The following is a 13,899-nucleotide window of genomic DNA, read 5'->3' as shown; positions in this document are numbered from 1 at the left end:
GTTCTACCTCAGCTTCAGGGTGGCAAGGCCGACCAGGACAAGAATCACGGTGATGATCCAGAAACGGACGATCACGCGCGGCTCGGGCCAGCCCTTGAGTTCAAAGTGGTGGTGAATCGGCGCCATGCGGAACACACGGCGACCGGTCAGCTTAAAGGAGGCAACCTGAATGACCACTGACAGGGTTTCCATCACGAACACGCCGCCCATGATGAACAGGACGATTTCCTGACGGACGATCACCGCGATGGTGCCCAGTGCCGCGCCGAGTGCCAGGGCACCGACGTCGCCCATGAACACTTGCGCCGGATAGGTGTTGAACCAGAGGAAACCGAGACCGGCACCGATCAGCGCACCGCAGAACACGATCAATTCGCCTGCGCCGGGCACGTAAGGGATCAGCAGGTACTCGGCGAATTTCACGTTACCCGACAGGTAACAGAAAATCCCCAGGCCGCCGCCGACCATCACGGTTGGCATGATCGCCAGGCCGTCGAGGCCGTCAGTCAGGTTGACCGCGTTGCTCGAACCGACAATCACGAAGTAGGTCAGCACGATGAACCCGGCGCCCAGCGGAATGCTGTAGTCCTTGAGCATCGGAAGGATCAAGGTGGTTTCCACCGGCGTCGCGGCAGTCATATAAAGGAAGATCGCTGCACCGAGGCCGAACACCGACTGCCAGAAATACTTCCAGCGGCTCGGCAGGCCACGGGAGTTTTTCTCGATGACTTTGCGGTAATCGTCGACCCAGCCGATAGCGCCGAACAGCAGGGTCACCAGCAGCACCACCCAGACGTAGCGGTTGCTCAGGTCAGCCCAGAGCAGAGTGCTGACGCCGATCGACGACAGAATCAGCGCGCCACCCATGGTCGGCGTGCCGGATTTGGACAGATGCGATTGCGGGCCGTCGTTACGTACCGATTGGCCGATCTGACGGTTCTGCAGAGTACGGATCATCCACGGGCCATAGCACAGCGACAAGACCAGCGCGGTCAGTACACCGAGAATCCCGCGCAGGGTCAGGTACTGGAAGACCGCGAAGCCTTTGTAGAACTGTTGCAGATACTCCGCTAGCAGCAGCAGCATTAATGTTTCTCCAGACTGGACCCGCACAGAGCCGCAACGATGTTTTCCATCGCTGCGCTGCGCGAACCCTTGATCAAAATGGTGGTGTTTGTGTCCTGCTCGGCGGCGAGGGCTTGGATCAGCTCGGCCTGGGTGCCGAAGTGCTGCGCCTGCTCACCGAAAGCGTTTACCGCGTGGACCATGTTCGGCCCGACCGCGTAAAGCGCGGAAACCTTGCCTCGGGCGTACTCGCCCACGTCGCGGTGCCCCTGCTCCGCCCAGTCGCCCAACTCGCCGATATCGCCGAGCACCAGGACGGTGCGGCCGGAAAAGCCGGCGAGTATATCAACGGCCGCACACATCGAGGTGGGGTTTGCGTTGTAGGTATCATCGATGACGCGCATGCCGTTTTTCGCCAGTTGCGCGACGGTGCGCCCCTTGACCGGTTGCACCGCGCCGAGGCCGGTGGCGATGCCGAACAGCGAAACACCCAAGGCGTGGGCAGCAGCGGCGGCAGCCAGGGCATTGGCGACGTTATGAGTACCGAGCAGGTTCAGTTGCACGCGCTCGCTACCTTCTGGCGTGTGCAGGTTGAACGCCGGGCAACCACGGGCATCAGTGGCCAGATCGCTGGCGTGGAAATTCGCCTCGCTGTTGCTGAGAGCGAAGGTCAGCACCTGGCGACCGGCAGCGCGGGTCTTCCAGATAGCGAAAGCCTTGTCATCGAGGTTGAGCACGGCGATGCCATCGGCGGCCAGGCCTTCGATGATTTCACCTTTGGCTTCGACGATTTTTTCCGGACCGCCGAACTCACCGACGTGAGCGGTGCCGGCGTTGTTCAGGATCGCCACATGCGGCTTGGTCAGCCCGACGGTGTAGGCGATTTCACCGAGACGCGAGGCGCCCAGTTCGATTACGGCGGAGGTGTGCTCCGGCGCCAGTTCGATCAGGGTCAGCGGTACGCCGAGGTCGTTGTTCAGATTGCCACGGGTCGCCAGCACCGGACCGCGGGTACGCAGGATGCTCGCGAGCATTTCCTTGACCGTGGTCTTGCCGCTGGAACCGGTCACCGCTGCCACGGGCTGGGTGAACGCGGCACGGTTCAACGCGCCGAGTTGGCCCAGCGCCTGACGGGTGTCCTTGACCAGTAATTGCGGCAGCGCGCTGTCGGCGACTTCGCGCTCGACCAGTGCCGCCACGGCGCCTTTGCCGGCAACGTCGTTCAGATAATCATGACCGTCGAAACGCGGGCCGGTCAGGGCGATGAACAACTGGCCGGGCTGGATCGCACGGCTGTCGATACTGACGCCGTCGAAACTCACGTCAGCGCCGATCAAACGGGCCTCGAGTGCGTTGGTCAGTGCGCTGAGTGTCAGGGCCTTAAGCATGGGCCACCTCCCACGCGGTCAGGGCATGATCGGCCTCGACCAGATCGGAAAACGCATGGCGCACGCCGTTGATTTCCTGATAGTCCTCGTGACCTTTGCCGGCCAGCACAATCACGTCGTCAGCGGTTGCGCCGGCAATCAATTGCGCAATGGCCTGACCGCGACCGGCGACGAAGGTGACTTTATCCACAGCGGTGAAACCGGCGCGGATGTCGTCGAAAATCACCGCAGGATCTTCGGTGCGCGGGTTGTCATCGGTGACCAGCACCTGGTCGGCGAGGCGCTCTACCACTTCGGCCATCAACGGACGTTTGCCACGATCGCGATCACCGCCGCAGCCGAACAGGCACAGCAGTTGGCCTTTGACGTGCGGGCGCAGTGCGGTGAGAACTTTTTCCAGCGCATCCGGGGTATGGGCGTAATCGACCACCACCAGCGGCTGCGTGCCGCCACCCAGACGCTGCATGCGCCCGGCCGGGCCTTCGAGTTTCGGCAGCACTTTGAGAATTTCGTCGAGGGCGTAATCCAGACCGAGCAAGGCGCCGACTGCCGCCAGCACGTTGCTCAGGTTGAAACGCCCGAGCAGCGTGCTGCGCAGGTGGTGCTCGCCTTGCGGCGTTACCAGCGTGGCGCGTACGCCGTGGTCGTCGAACTGCGCTTCGCGGCAAAACAGGTAGGCGCTGCTGTCGAGCAGGCTGTAGGTGATCAAACGCGACTCGCGTTTTTCCGCCGCCAGTTGCCGGCCGAAATCGTCGTCGAGGTTGACCACGCGGCACTTCAGGTCATTCCAGGCGAACAGCCGGGCCTTGGCCTCGGCGTACGCCTGCATGGTGCCGTGATAATCCAGATGATCGCGGGACAGGTTGGTCATCACCGCCACGTCGAACGCCAGCGCGGTGACCCGGCCCTGATCCAGACCGTGGGACGACACTTCCATGGCCACGGCTTTCGCGCCGGCCTTTTTCAGGTCACCCAGGGTCGCTTGCACGGCAATCGGGTTCGGCGTGGTGTGCAGGCCGCTTTCCAGCGCGCCGTAGAAACCGGAACCCAGCGTACCGACGATGCCGCAATGCTGGCCGAGCAGATCCAGCGCCTGCGCGACCAATTGGGTCACGCTGGTCTTGCCATTGGTGCCGGTGACACCGATCAGGTTCAGATGGTGACTCGGCTCACCGTAAAAACGCCCGGCTATGTCCGACAGCTGCGCCGCCAGACCTTTGACCGGAATCAGCGGCACGTCAGTGATCGGCAATACGGTGGCGCCTTCGACCTCATACGCCACGGCAGCCGCGCCGCGTTGCAAGGCATCGGCGATATGCGCACGGCCATCGAAACGGCCACCGGGTACAGCAAGAAACAGATCGCCGGCGCGCACGTTGCGGCTGTCCAGCGCCAGTTCACGGATCAACAGATCGTGGCCGGCGTGGGGGAATATCTTGTTCAGACTTAATGACATCAGCCGCGCCCTCCATTGGCTTTCAGCGGAACGACCGGGGTGGCATTGGCCTGTTGGGTGGTCGGCAGGTTGTCCGGGGTCACGTTCATCAGGCGCAGGGTGCCGGACATCACACGGCTGAACACTGGCGCCGACACCAGACCACCGAAGTAACCGGCCTTGGTTGGCTCATCAATCACCACAACAATCGCGTAACGCGGATCGCTCATCGGGCCGAAGCCGGCGAACAGCGAACGGTAGGAGTTTTCTGCGTAGCCCTTGGTGCCGACCGAAGTCTTGCGCGCGGTACCCGACTTGCCGCCGACGTGATAAGCCGGCACCTGCGCACGGAACACTCCGCGCGGCGCTTCGATCACTTGCTGCAACATGCCCTGCATGGTTTTCGCCACGGCTTCCGGCAGCACTTGGGTGGTCTGCGGCATCTTGTCGGTTTTGATCAGGGTCAGCGGCGCGAGGCGGCCGTTGTTGGCCAGCGCCGAGAACGCGTGCACCAACTGGATCGCGGTCACGGAAATACCGTAGCCGTAAGACAAGGTTGCAGTTTCAGCCTTGCGCCATTCGCGGTAGTTGGGCAGATTGCCAACACGTTCGCCGGGGAAGCCCAGGCCGGTGTCCTGACCGAGGCCGACTTTCTGCGCCAGACGGAAAATCGTTTCGCCGCCGATATCGAAGGCGACTTTACTCATGCCGACGTTACTGGAATTGATCAGGATGCCGGTCAGATCGAGCACCGGCCCTTCGGTCTTCGACACGTCTTTGATGGTGTATTTGCCGATCTGCAACGAGCCGGGATACACCTCGACGGTGTCGCTCGGTTTCCAGCGGCCGGTTTCGATCGCCGCGCTCATGGAAATGGCTTTCATGGTCGAACCCGGCTCGAACACGTCGATCATCGCGCGGTTGCGCATCATCGCCGGTTGCAGGTTACGACGGTTGTTCGGGTTGTAGGTCGGCTGGTTGACCATGGCCAGGATCTCGCCGGTCTTCACGTCCATGATCACCAGACTGCCGGCCTTGGCGCCGTTCTCGATGATCGCGTTGCGCAGTTCGCGGTTGGCCAGGTATTGCAGACGCAGATCAATCGACAACGCCAAGGGCTTGCCGGCCTTGGCGTTTTTGGTGACCTGAACATCCTTGATCAGCCGGCCACGGCGATCCTTGATGACTTGTCGTTTGCCCGGCACCCCGGCCAGCCATTCGTCATAGGCCAGCTCGACACCTTCGCGACCGTGATCGTCGATATCGGTAAAGCCGACCATGTGCGCGGTGACTTCACCGGCCGGGTAGAAGCGGCGGAATTCTTCGATGCCATAAACGCCCGGCACTTTCAGATCGAGCACAGCCTGACCCTGCTCGGGGGTCAGCCCGCGCACCAGGTAAATGAATTCTTTGTTGGCCTGGGCTTCAAGGCGTTCGCTCAGGGCTTTCGGGTTCTGGCCCAACGCGGCGGCGAGCGCTGGCCACTTCTCTTTGGCCGTCTGCATTTCCTTGGCGTTGGCCCACAACGTGGTCACTGGCGTACTGACGGCCAGAGGTTCGCCATTACGGTCGGTGATCAGGCCACGGTGCGCCGGAATCGGAATGTGCCGCAGGCTGCGCGCGTCGCCCTGACCTTTGAGGAAGTCACGGTCGACCACTTGCAGGTCGATGATGCGCCAGCAGATCGCCGCGACCATCAGACCTAGCAGCGCCACCATCAGGCGGAAGCGCCATGGGAACAGTGCGCCTTCGAGTTTCATCATGGCGCCACCATTTTCACGTCAGCCGCGCCAGGGATGTGCATCTTCAGTTGTTCGGTGGCCAGCACTTCGATGCGGCTGTGCGCAGTCCAGGTGCTCTGCTCGAGAATCAGCCGGCCCCATTCGGCCTGCGCCTTGTCGCGCACGCTGAGTTCGTTATAAAGCGTGTTGAGCAATTGCCGGTTCCAGTGCGCGCTGTACGACACGGCAATGGCCGAAAACAGCACGCCGATAAACAGCAACAGCATCAGAAAGCTGCCGCCGGGCAGGGGTTTTGCGAAAAGCTTGCTCACCGCAACTTCTCCGCGACACGCATGACGGCGCTACGGGAACGTGGGTTGGCTTTGAGTTCGGCGTCGGAGGCCGTCTGCGCTTTGCCGTGGATTTTGATTTTCGGTTCGAAGGCGACGTGGCGAACCGGCAGATTGCGCGGCAGATTATCCGCCTCGCCTTTCACCAGTTTGCGCATGAACAGTTTGACGATGCGGTCTTCCAGCGAGTGGAAGCTGATGACCACAAGACGGCCGCCAACTTCCAGCGCGTCCAGCGCGGCGTCGAGGCCGGCTTCAAGATCGCCGAGTTCGTTGTTGACGTGAATGCGCAAACCCTGAAATGCGCGGGTGGCCGGGTTCTTGCCCTTTTCCCACGCCGGGTTGGCGACTTTCAGCACTTCGGCCAGATCGGCGGTGCGCTCGAACGGCTTGATGTCACGGCGCTCGGCGACGGCACGGGCCATACGCCCTGAGAAACGCTCTTCGCCGTATTCCTTGAACACCCGGGCGATTTCTTCCACCGGCGCGGTGTTGACGAATTCGGCAGCGCTGATACCACGGGACGGGTCCATGCGCATGTCCAGCGGCCCGTCATTGAGGAAACTGAAGCCGCGCTCGGCGTCATCGAGCTGCGGCGACGACACACCGAGGTCGAGCAGAATGCCGCTGACCTTGCCGGCCAGCCCCTGCTCGGCAACCACCGAACCGAGCTCGGCAAAGCTGCGCTGCACAACGACAAAGCGGCCGTCTTCGGCCGCTAGCGTTTGCCCGGTGGCAATCGCTTGAGGATCCTTGTCGAATCCGATGAGTCGACCGTCTGGCCCGAGCTGGCTGAGGATCAACCGACTGTGCCCGCCGCGCCCGAACGTGCCGTCCAGATAGCAGCCATCAGGACGTACGGCGAGAGCCTCGACGGCTTCGTCAAGCAGTACGGTGATGTGGTTAAAGCCGCTATCAATAGTCACAGGATCAAATCACGCAGTTCATCAGGCATCGCGCCCGGTTGTTGAATAGCAGCAAGGTCAGCGGCAGATACCGCATTCCATGCATCCTCGTCCCACAATTGGAACTTGTTCAGTTGGCCGACCAGCATCGCGCGCTTATCGAGCTTGGCGTATTCGCGCAAACGCGGCGGAACCAGGAAACGACCACTGCCATCGAGTTCGAGGTCGACGGCATTACCAATCAATAAACGTTGCAGGCGACGGTTCTCTTCGCGAAGCGAAGGGAGTGCGCGCAACTTGGTTTCAATAATTTCCCACTCATCGAGTGGATAGACACACAGGCACGGATCAACGGCATCAATGGTCACGATCAATTGACCGGAACTGCGCGAATCGAGCTCGTCACGGTACCGGCTCGGCATGGCGAGACGGCCCTTTGCATCGAGACTGATAGCGTTAGCTCCGCGAAACACGTCAGCGTTTCTCCAATTTTTATCGTTTTGAGCTCAAAAAACCCACTTCATGCCACTTTCCGCCACTTGCGCACACTATAGGAATGCGCCCACCACACCGTCAAGGCGCGGATTAAAGGAAAAGCCTTACAGAACGGAGATTTAGCGACGTAAAAGGAGGCGCAACGAGAATCTGACGTGAAGTTTCGACCAATAACTTGATGCAGCACTGAAAGCTGCGCTCGAAAGTTAAAGTAGTTTGTTAAGAGTAAGATTTTTTCGGTATTACAAAGGCGCTTCGGCTGTTGATTGAAGCAGGGTGGGAAAAGGCTATTACCGCGTTTGCCGCTGCCGGAGTTTCAGACCAGGCCGACTGATATTACACAGCCGCGTCTTCTTTGTTTCAAGCAGGGAAAGAAAAAGGTGGAGAGTCGATCTGTAAGCCGGGTTCTGTCTTGAACAGTCATTCGTCTACGATGGCCATCACTGGACATCTTTAGCAACCTACCCGGTCCCAGCGCGGGCCACGCCTTGGGACCCTATTTGGTCTTGCTCCAAGTGGGGTTTACCTAGCCACGAACTGTTGCCAGACGTGCGGTGCGCTCTTACCGCACCTTTTCACCCTTACCGGCGCTTGCGCGCTTAGGCGGTTATTTTCTGTGGCACTTTCCGTAGGCTCACGCCTCCCAGGCATTACCTGGCACTTCGCCCTATGGAGCCCGGACTTTCCTCCCCCCCCTAATTTTCATAGAGGGCAGCGACTGTCCGATCGACTCTCCGCCGCGAAGGTTAACGGCAGAGCGCCGGAAGAACAAGCGCTAAAACCCTCCGGACCGCCACGGGCGACGGCTTACACGCCTTTCTGTTTATCCAGCGCCACCTGATACAGCACGTTTTTGCGCTCGCCGGTGATTTGCGCTGCCAGTGCGGCGGCGCGCTTGAGCGGCATTTCCTCCAGAAGCAGATCGAGGATGCGCATGGCTTCACTGCTGACCGCGTCTTCCGACTCCGGCGCGGTCCAGCCGGCCACCAGCACCACGCACTCGCCGCGCTGCTGATTGCTGTCGGACTCGACGAACGCACGCAGTTCGCTGAGCGGCAGGCCTTTGAGGGTTTCGAAGGTTTTGGTGATTTCCCGCGCCAGCAGAGCCTGACGCTCGCCGCCAAACACCGCTTCCATATCCTGCAGGCATTCGAGAATGCGATGCGGCGCTTCATAGAAAATCAATGTGCGCGGCTCTTCTTTAACCGCTTCCAGACGCGCCTTGCGTCCGACCGACTTGGCCGGCAGGAAACCTTCGAAGATAAAACGGTCGGACGGCAAGCCCGCCGCCGACAGCGCTGCGATTAACGCACAGGCACCCGGCACCGGCACCACGTTGATCCCGGCCGCACGGGCCTGACGCACCAGGTGATAGCCCGGATCGGAAATCAGCGGCGTGCCGGCATCGGAGATCAGCGCGACGTCGTCGCCCGCCAGCAACCGGGTAATAAAGCGGCTACCCTCATCCCGTTCGTTGTGTTCGTGACATGCGGCCAGCGGCGTGCCGATGCCGAAGTGCTGCATCAGGCGCGCCGAATGCCGCGTGTCTTCCGCTGCAATCAGGGCCACTTCACGAAGGATCTTCAACGCCCGGGCGCTGATGTCGTCCAGGTTGCCGATGGGCGTCGCCACCACATAAAGCGAGCCAGCAGCGGAATTCAAAGGACCTGGAGCAGTCAAAGCGCACACCTCGTGATCGGTAAAAGCGGCCATTGTAGCGCGTCATGAGGTTTGCGATGCGCTCCGGCCGAGCGCGGTTTTTCGCCCGGTTGTGCGCTGCCGCAACATTTACTCCAGCTAAATTGACCGATTCACGCCAGTAACATCGCGCCCCGGCCAGTGCTTGGGTACAATTCCACGCTAATTTGATCGAGTATCAGGAACACTTACATGATCGCTTGCCTGCGGCTGTTCACTGCCCTCTGCCTCGCTGCCTTGTTGGCCGCGTGTGCCAGCTCCCCTTCCTCCAGCCTTGGCGAACTTCCACGGACTCCGGACGCCAGCATCGAGCAACTGCTCGAACAGGCTGCCCAGGCTAAAACCCCGGAACAAGCCGCCCTGCTGCGCCTGAGCGCGGCGGACCAGGCTTACCGCCAAGGCAATGCCGGCCAGTCCGCGCAAATCCTGCAACAAGTGCCGGTGGAGCAACTCAAGCCAGGCCAGCAGATTTTCGCCAATACGCTGTCCGCCGAACTGGCCATGACGCGCAATCAGCCGAAAGCTGCGCTGACCGCCCTGAGCCATCCAAGCTTCCAGAAGCTCGGGGAAATGCCGGAAGAGCAGCAAGTGCGCACTGGCACTGTTCAGGCCCGCGCCCTTGAAGCCGATGGCCAGACGCTGGCCGCTGCCCGTGAGCGTGTGTTCATTGCACCGATGCTGGAAGGCGAAGCGGCGAGCAAGAACCACGAAGCGATCTGGACCCTGATCGCGTCGCTGCCAACCGATCAATTGCAACCGAACAACACCGACGATCTCGGCGGCTGGATGGCGCTGGCGCAAGCGGTGAAAACCGCAGGCACGCTGGAACAGCAACAAGCCGCGATCGACAACTGGCGTGCGCAGAATCCAAAGCACCCGGCGGCTGTCAACCTGCCGCTGCCGCTGACCAAGCTCAAGGAACTGGCCAGCCAGCCACTGAGCAAAATCGCCCTGCTGCTGCCACAGGACGGCCAGTTGGCGTCGGTCGGCAAAGCGCTGCGTGAAGGCTTCATGGCCGCGCATTATCAGGCGCAACAGGCCGGCCAGAACCCACCTGCCATCGAGTTCTACGACAGCTCGAAGCTGACTTCGATGGACGAGTTCTATCGCAAGGCTCAGGCTGACGGCGTGCAACTGGTAGTCGGCCCGCTGGAAAAACCACTGGTCAAGCAACTGAGCACTCGCCCGCAACTGCCAATCACCACCCTGGCGCTGAACTACAGCGAAGGCGAGCAAGGCCCGGCGCAACTGTTCCAGTTCGGCCTCGCTGCTGAAGATGAAGCTCGCGAAGTCTCCCGTCGCGCCCGCGCCGATGGCCTGCATCGCGCCGCGATCATGGTGCCGAAAGGCGAATGGGGCGATCGCGTCCTGCGTGCCTTCAGCCAGGACTGGCAAGCCAATGGCGGCAGTATTGTTGCCACCGAGCGTGTCGATCAGCCGGTGCAACTGGCCCAGCAGATCGCCGACATGTTCCAGCTGCGTCAGAGCGAAGCTCGCGCGAAGAGCCTGCAGAATGTTGCCGGCACCAATGTCGCCGCCCAGCCTTCGCGTCGCCAGGACATCGAATTCATCTTCTTGGCCGCCACGCCGCAACAGGCCCAGCAGATCAAGCCGACCCTGAACTTCCAGTACGCCGGTGACGTGCCGGTCTACGCGACTTCCCACGTGTACAGCGCCAGCGGCGACGTCAACCAGTACAACGACATGAACGGCATTCGCTTCTGCGAAACCCCGTGGCTGCTGGAAACCAGCGATCCGCTGCGCCAGCAAGTAGCTTCGCAATGGCCGCAAGCCAATGGCAGCCTCGGCCGCCTGTACGCCATGGGCGCCGACGCCTATCGCCTGGCACCGCGCCTTGGCCAACTCAAGGCCCTGCCGGACAGCCGCATCGAAGGTCAGTCGGGCAGCCTCGGCATGACCCAGACCCAGCGCGTTGTGCGCCAGTTGCCGTGGGCACAGTTCGTCAGCGGTCAGGTGCAGCGCCTGCCGGACACACCGCGCTGATGCCCGACAGGTCACGCTCGCAAAGCGGCAAGGATGCCGAGCGCCAGGCGCTCGAACATCTGCAACAACAAGGTCTGCGCCTGCTGGCGCAGAACTGGTTATGCAAACGCGGCGAGCTTGATCTGGTCATGCTTGATGGCGATACAGTAGTATTCGTTGAAGTTCGCTACAGAAAAAACACTCAATGGGGTGGCGCGCTCGCCAGTATCGACGAGCGCAAGCAGCAGAAACTGATCTTTGCAGCACAGTATTTTCTTCAGCGCGAGTCGCGTTGGGCCAATTCCCCCTGCCGCTTCGATGTGGTGGCGATCGACAGCCACCCGAATCAGCTGAACTGGTTGCAGAATGCTTTCGACAGTTGATCGCCTGCACCCTGCCCTGTTTTCGTCCGACACATTTTGCTCTTTGTTTTGCCGGCTGCACATTCACGTGCCGAACAGCCGCGCCACTTAAGGTCACACAGATGGACATGCAATCCCGAATTCGCCAGCTTTTCCAGGCCAGTATCGACACCAAGCAACAGGCGATGGACGTACTTGCACCGCACATCGAGCAAGCCAGCCAGATCATGGTCAACGCCCTGCTCAACGAAGGCAAAATGCTCTCGTGCGGCAACGGTGGTTCGGCCGGCGATGCCCAGCATTTTTCTTCGGAGCTGCTCAACCGCTTCGAGCGCGAGCGTCCGAGTCTGCCGGCGATTGCGCTGACTACCGACACATCGACGATCACTTCGATCGCCAACGATTACAGCTACAACGAAGTGTTCTCCAAGCAGATCCGCGCGCTCGGCCAGCCGGGCGATGTGTTGCTGGCGATTTCGACCAGCGGCAACTCGGCGAACATTATTCAAGCGATCCAGGCCGCACATGATCGCGAAATGATTGTCGTAGCTTTGACCGGACGCGATGGCGGCGGCATGGCGTCGCTGCTGTTGCCCGAGGACGTCGAGATTCGCGTACCGGCCAACGTCACTGCACGTATTCAGGAAGTCCACTTGCTGGCGATCCATTGCCTTTGCGATCTGATCGACAGCCAACTGTTCGGGAGTGAAGAATGACCCCTAATCGCCTTGGCCTTCTGGCCTTGACCCTGTGCCTCGGCATCAGCGGCTGCACCTCGGTGGTGAACGCCAGCCGTGAAGCGCCGATCGAAGACGACCGTGGCACGCGCACCTTCGGCAGCAAGATCGACGACTCGCTGATCGAAACCAAAGCAGGCGTGAACATCGCCAAGGCCGATCCGGCACTGGACAACGACTCGCACATTGTCATCACCAGCTTCAACGGCGTCGTCCTGCTCGCCGGCCAGACTCCGCGCGAAGACCTCAAGGCCAAAGCCGAACAGGCCGCCGCCAACGTCCAGCGCGTGAAGAAGGTGCACAACGAGCTGCAAGTGCTGCAACCGTCCTCCCTGCTCGCGCGCCAGAACGACGCGTGGCTGACCACCAAGATCAAGACCCAGATGCTCACCGACGCCAGCATTCCTGGCTCGCGCATCAAAGTCGTGACCGAGAACGGCATCGTCTACCTGCTGGGTCTGCTGACCAAACAGGAAGCCACCCAGGCAACCAATCTGGTTCAGGGTGTGTCTGGTGTGCAGAAGATTGTGAAGCTGTTCGAATACATCGACTGACCGTAAAAGGCAGACACAAAAAGGCGATCCATCCGGATCGCCTTTTTTTATTTCACAACCTTCAAACTTGGCCGGCCACTCGGGCGTGGCGGCTCGCTGCCCGGTGGCGGCGAGTCGTCATCCGGATCGATGTCTTCTTCGTCGTCCATCGGCAACTCGAGATCAAACACCATGCCCTGGCCGTTCTCCCGCGCGTAAATACCCAGGATCGCGCTGATCGGCACGTAGAGACTGTGCGGAACACCGCCGAAGCGGCCTTCGAACGTCACCACGTCGTTATCCATGTGCAGATGACGCACGGCACTCGGCGAGATGTTCAGGACGATCTGGCCGTCACTGGCAAAACCCTGTGGCACCTGCACCGCCGGGTACTCGGAGTTGACCAGCATGTGCGGGGTGCAATCGTTATCCACAATCCACTCGTAGAGCGCGCGGACCAGATAAGGTCGACTGGAGTTCATAGCGGCTCCTTAAGCCTTAGCGCATATCGCGTTCGACACCAGACAGACTCGCCTGGAAAGCCTCACGCGCAAACTGGCGCTCCATATAATCAAGCAGCGGCTTGGCCGGCCGCGGCAGTTCAATACCCAGAATCGGCAAACGCCAGAGTATGGGTAATAGGCAGCAATCCACCAGACTTTGTTCCTCACTGAGGAAGAACGGCTTGTCGGCGAACAGCGGCGAAACGCCGGTCAGGCTTTCGCGCAATTCCTTGCGCGCCACGACCCGTGCTGCCTCTTTGCTCTTGGGATCCAGAATCAGATCCACCAGCCCGCACCAGTCACGCTGAATCCTGTGGATCAGCAGACGGCTGTTGGCCCGCGCCACCGGATAAACCGGCATCAGCGGCGGGTGCGGGTAACGCTCATCCAGATACTCCATCACCACGGTCGACTCCCACAACGCCAGGTCACGATCGACCAGCGTCGGCAGACTGCCGTAAGGGTTCACCTCAATCAGTTTAGGCGGCTGGCGGCCCGCTTCCACGTAAATGATTTCGGCGCTGACACCCTTCTCTGCAAGCACGATGCGCACTCGGTGGGAATAGTGGTCGGCGGGGTCGGAGTAACAGGCCAACCGATTGGTCACGCCCATGGCGATCCTCCTCGCTTGTTGAATTTGTCGGAACCGGAAAAACGCGCGCGCCCAGAGGGCACCTCCCGCAGGGTCTGACTGAGCAGATCCTGCTTTAGCGGAGGCGCCCTT

At 60.9% G+C, this 13,899-nt stretch carries 14 protein-coding genes and 1 other RNA gene; 4 read left to right on the top strand and 11 right to left on the bottom strand.

The annotated features are described in order from the left end of the window. Nucleotides 1-3: 3 nt before the first annotated feature. The 9 genes from mraY to rsmI all read right to left on the bottom strand — a co-directional run bounded on the left by mraY (nucleotide 4) and on the right by rsmI (nucleotide 9,072). The gene (mraY, locus tag D8U82_RS11495) at nucleotides 4-1,086 is read right to left on the bottom strand and encodes a phospho-N-acetylmuramoyl-pentapeptide-transferase (protein ID WP_016773275.1); all 1,083 of its coding nucleotides are present in this window, start codon (nucleotides 1,084-1,086) and stop codon (nucleotides 4-6) included. Then, on the bottom strand, nucleotides 1,086-2,453 hold the full coding sequence (murF, locus tag D8U82_RS11490) for a UDP-N-acetylmuramoyl-tripeptide--D-alanyl-D-alanine ligase (RefSeq protein WP_130902223.1): 1,368 nt from the start codon (nucleotides 2,451-2,453) through the stop codon (nucleotides 1,086-1,088). The genes mraY and murF overlap by 1 nt, the downstream gene beginning before the upstream one ends. Next, nucleotides 2,446-3,909 (bottom strand): UDP-N-acetylmuramoyl-L-alanyl-D-glutamate--2,6-diaminopimelate ligase, encoded by a 1,464-nt coding sequence (locus D8U82_RS11485; RefSeq protein WP_016773271.1) that lies wholly within the window; start codon nucleotides 3,907-3,909, stop codon nucleotides 2,446-2,448. The genes murF and D8U82_RS11485 overlap by 8 nt, the downstream gene beginning before the upstream one ends. After that, complete coding sequence (locus D8U82_RS11480) at nucleotides 3,909-5,648, bottom strand: penicillin-binding protein 2 (RefSeq protein WP_177433300.1); 1,740 nt, start codon at nucleotides 5,646-5,648, stop codon at nucleotides 3,909-3,911. The genes D8U82_RS11485 and D8U82_RS11480 overlap by 1 nt, the downstream gene beginning before the upstream one ends. Continuing rightward, on the bottom strand, nucleotides 5,648-5,941 hold the full coding sequence (gene ftsL, locus D8U82_RS11475; protein ID WP_016773269.1) for a cell division protein FtsL: 294 nt from the start codon (nucleotides 5,939-5,941) through the stop codon (nucleotides 5,648-5,650). The genes D8U82_RS11480 and ftsL overlap by 1 nt, the downstream gene beginning before the upstream one ends. Then, entirely contained in the window at nucleotides 5,938-6,879 is a 942-nt protein-coding gene (gene rsmH / locus D8U82_RS11470) for a 16S rRNA (cytosine(1402)-N(4))-methyltransferase RsmH (protein WP_125925733.1), read from the bottom strand. The genes ftsL and rsmH overlap by 4 nt, the downstream gene beginning before the upstream one ends. 2 nt (nucleotides 6,880-6,881) lie before the next feature. Further along, nucleotides 6,882-7,337 carry a division/cell wall cluster transcriptional repressor MraZ gene (mraZ, locus tag D8U82_RS11465; RefSeq protein WP_007917012.1) on the bottom strand — a complete coding sequence of 152 codons (456 nt, stop codon included), beginning with the start codon at nucleotides 7,335-7,337 and terminating at the stop codon, nucleotides 6,882-6,884. Nucleotides 7,338-7,739: 402 nt separating this feature from the next. Continuing rightward, an RNA gene (gene rnpB, locus D8U82_RS11460) (RNase P RNA component class A) lies at nucleotides 7,740-8,093 on the bottom strand. Between the two features lie 73 nt (nucleotides 8,094-8,166). Further along, on the bottom strand, nucleotides 8,167-9,072 hold the full coding sequence (gene rsmI / locus D8U82_RS11455) for a 16S rRNA (cytidine(1402)-2'-O)-methyltransferase (protein WP_130902222.1): 906 nt from the start codon (nucleotides 9,070-9,072) through the stop codon (nucleotides 8,167-8,169). A gap of 177 nt (nucleotides 9,073-9,249) precedes the next feature. Here rsmI and D8U82_RS11450 point away from each other — a divergent pair, with 177 nt between their 5' ends. From D8U82_RS11450 to D8U82_RS11435, 4 genes are all read left to right on the top strand, one after another. After that, nucleotides 9,250-11,061 carry a penicillin-binding protein activator gene (locus D8U82_RS11450; protein WP_130902221.1) on the top strand — a complete coding sequence of 604 codons (1,812 nt, stop codon included), beginning with the start codon at nucleotides 9,250-9,252 and terminating at the stop codon, nucleotides 11,059-11,061. Further along, entirely contained in the window at nucleotides 11,061-11,423 is a 363-nt protein-coding gene (locus tag D8U82_RS11445) for a YraN family protein (RefSeq protein WP_016773265.1), read from the top strand. The genes D8U82_RS11450 and D8U82_RS11445 overlap by 1 nt, the downstream gene beginning before the upstream one ends. A 101-nt stretch (nucleotides 11,424-11,524) precedes the next feature. Further along, nucleotides 11,525-12,118, top strand: coding sequence for a phosphoheptose isomerase (locus D8U82_RS11440; RefSeq protein ID WP_008082788.1), 594 nt, complete (start codon nucleotides 11,525-11,527; stop codon nucleotides 12,116-12,118). Beyond that, nucleotides 12,115-12,693 (top strand): BON domain-containing protein, encoded by a 579-nt coding sequence (locus D8U82_RS11435; RefSeq protein ID WP_024014250.1) that lies wholly within the window; start codon nucleotides 12,115-12,117, stop codon nucleotides 12,691-12,693. The genes D8U82_RS11440 and D8U82_RS11435 overlap by 4 nt, the downstream gene beginning before the upstream one ends. Nucleotides 12,694-12,740: 47 nt before the next feature. Here the strand turns inward: D8U82_RS11435 and D8U82_RS11430 are convergent, their stop codons facing one another. Both D8U82_RS11430 and D8U82_RS11425 read right to left on the bottom strand, forming a co-directional pair. Beyond that, entirely contained in the window at nucleotides 12,741-13,154 is a 414-nt protein-coding gene (locus tag D8U82_RS11430; protein ID WP_016773263.1) for a ClpXP protease specificity-enhancing factor, read from the bottom strand. A 16-nt stretch (nucleotides 13,155-13,170) separates the two neighbouring features. After that, nucleotides 13,171-13,788 (bottom strand): glutathione S-transferase N-terminal domain-containing protein, encoded by a 618-nt coding sequence (locus tag D8U82_RS11425; RefSeq protein ID WP_007961620.1) that lies wholly within the window; start codon nucleotides 13,786-13,788, stop codon nucleotides 13,171-13,173. Nucleotides 13,789-13,899: the final 111 nt, after the last annotated feature.

Origin of the sequence: Pseudomonas sp. Sample_23 (assembly GCF_004307595.1) — a bacterium.
GTDB classification, from domain to species: Bacteria; Pseudomonadota; Gammaproteobacteria; order Pseudomonadales; family Pseudomonadaceae; genus Aquipseudomonas; species Aquipseudomonas atacamensis.
Note: the sequence above shows the minus strand (reverse complement) of the source record. Positions and strands in the feature narration are given on the sequence as shown.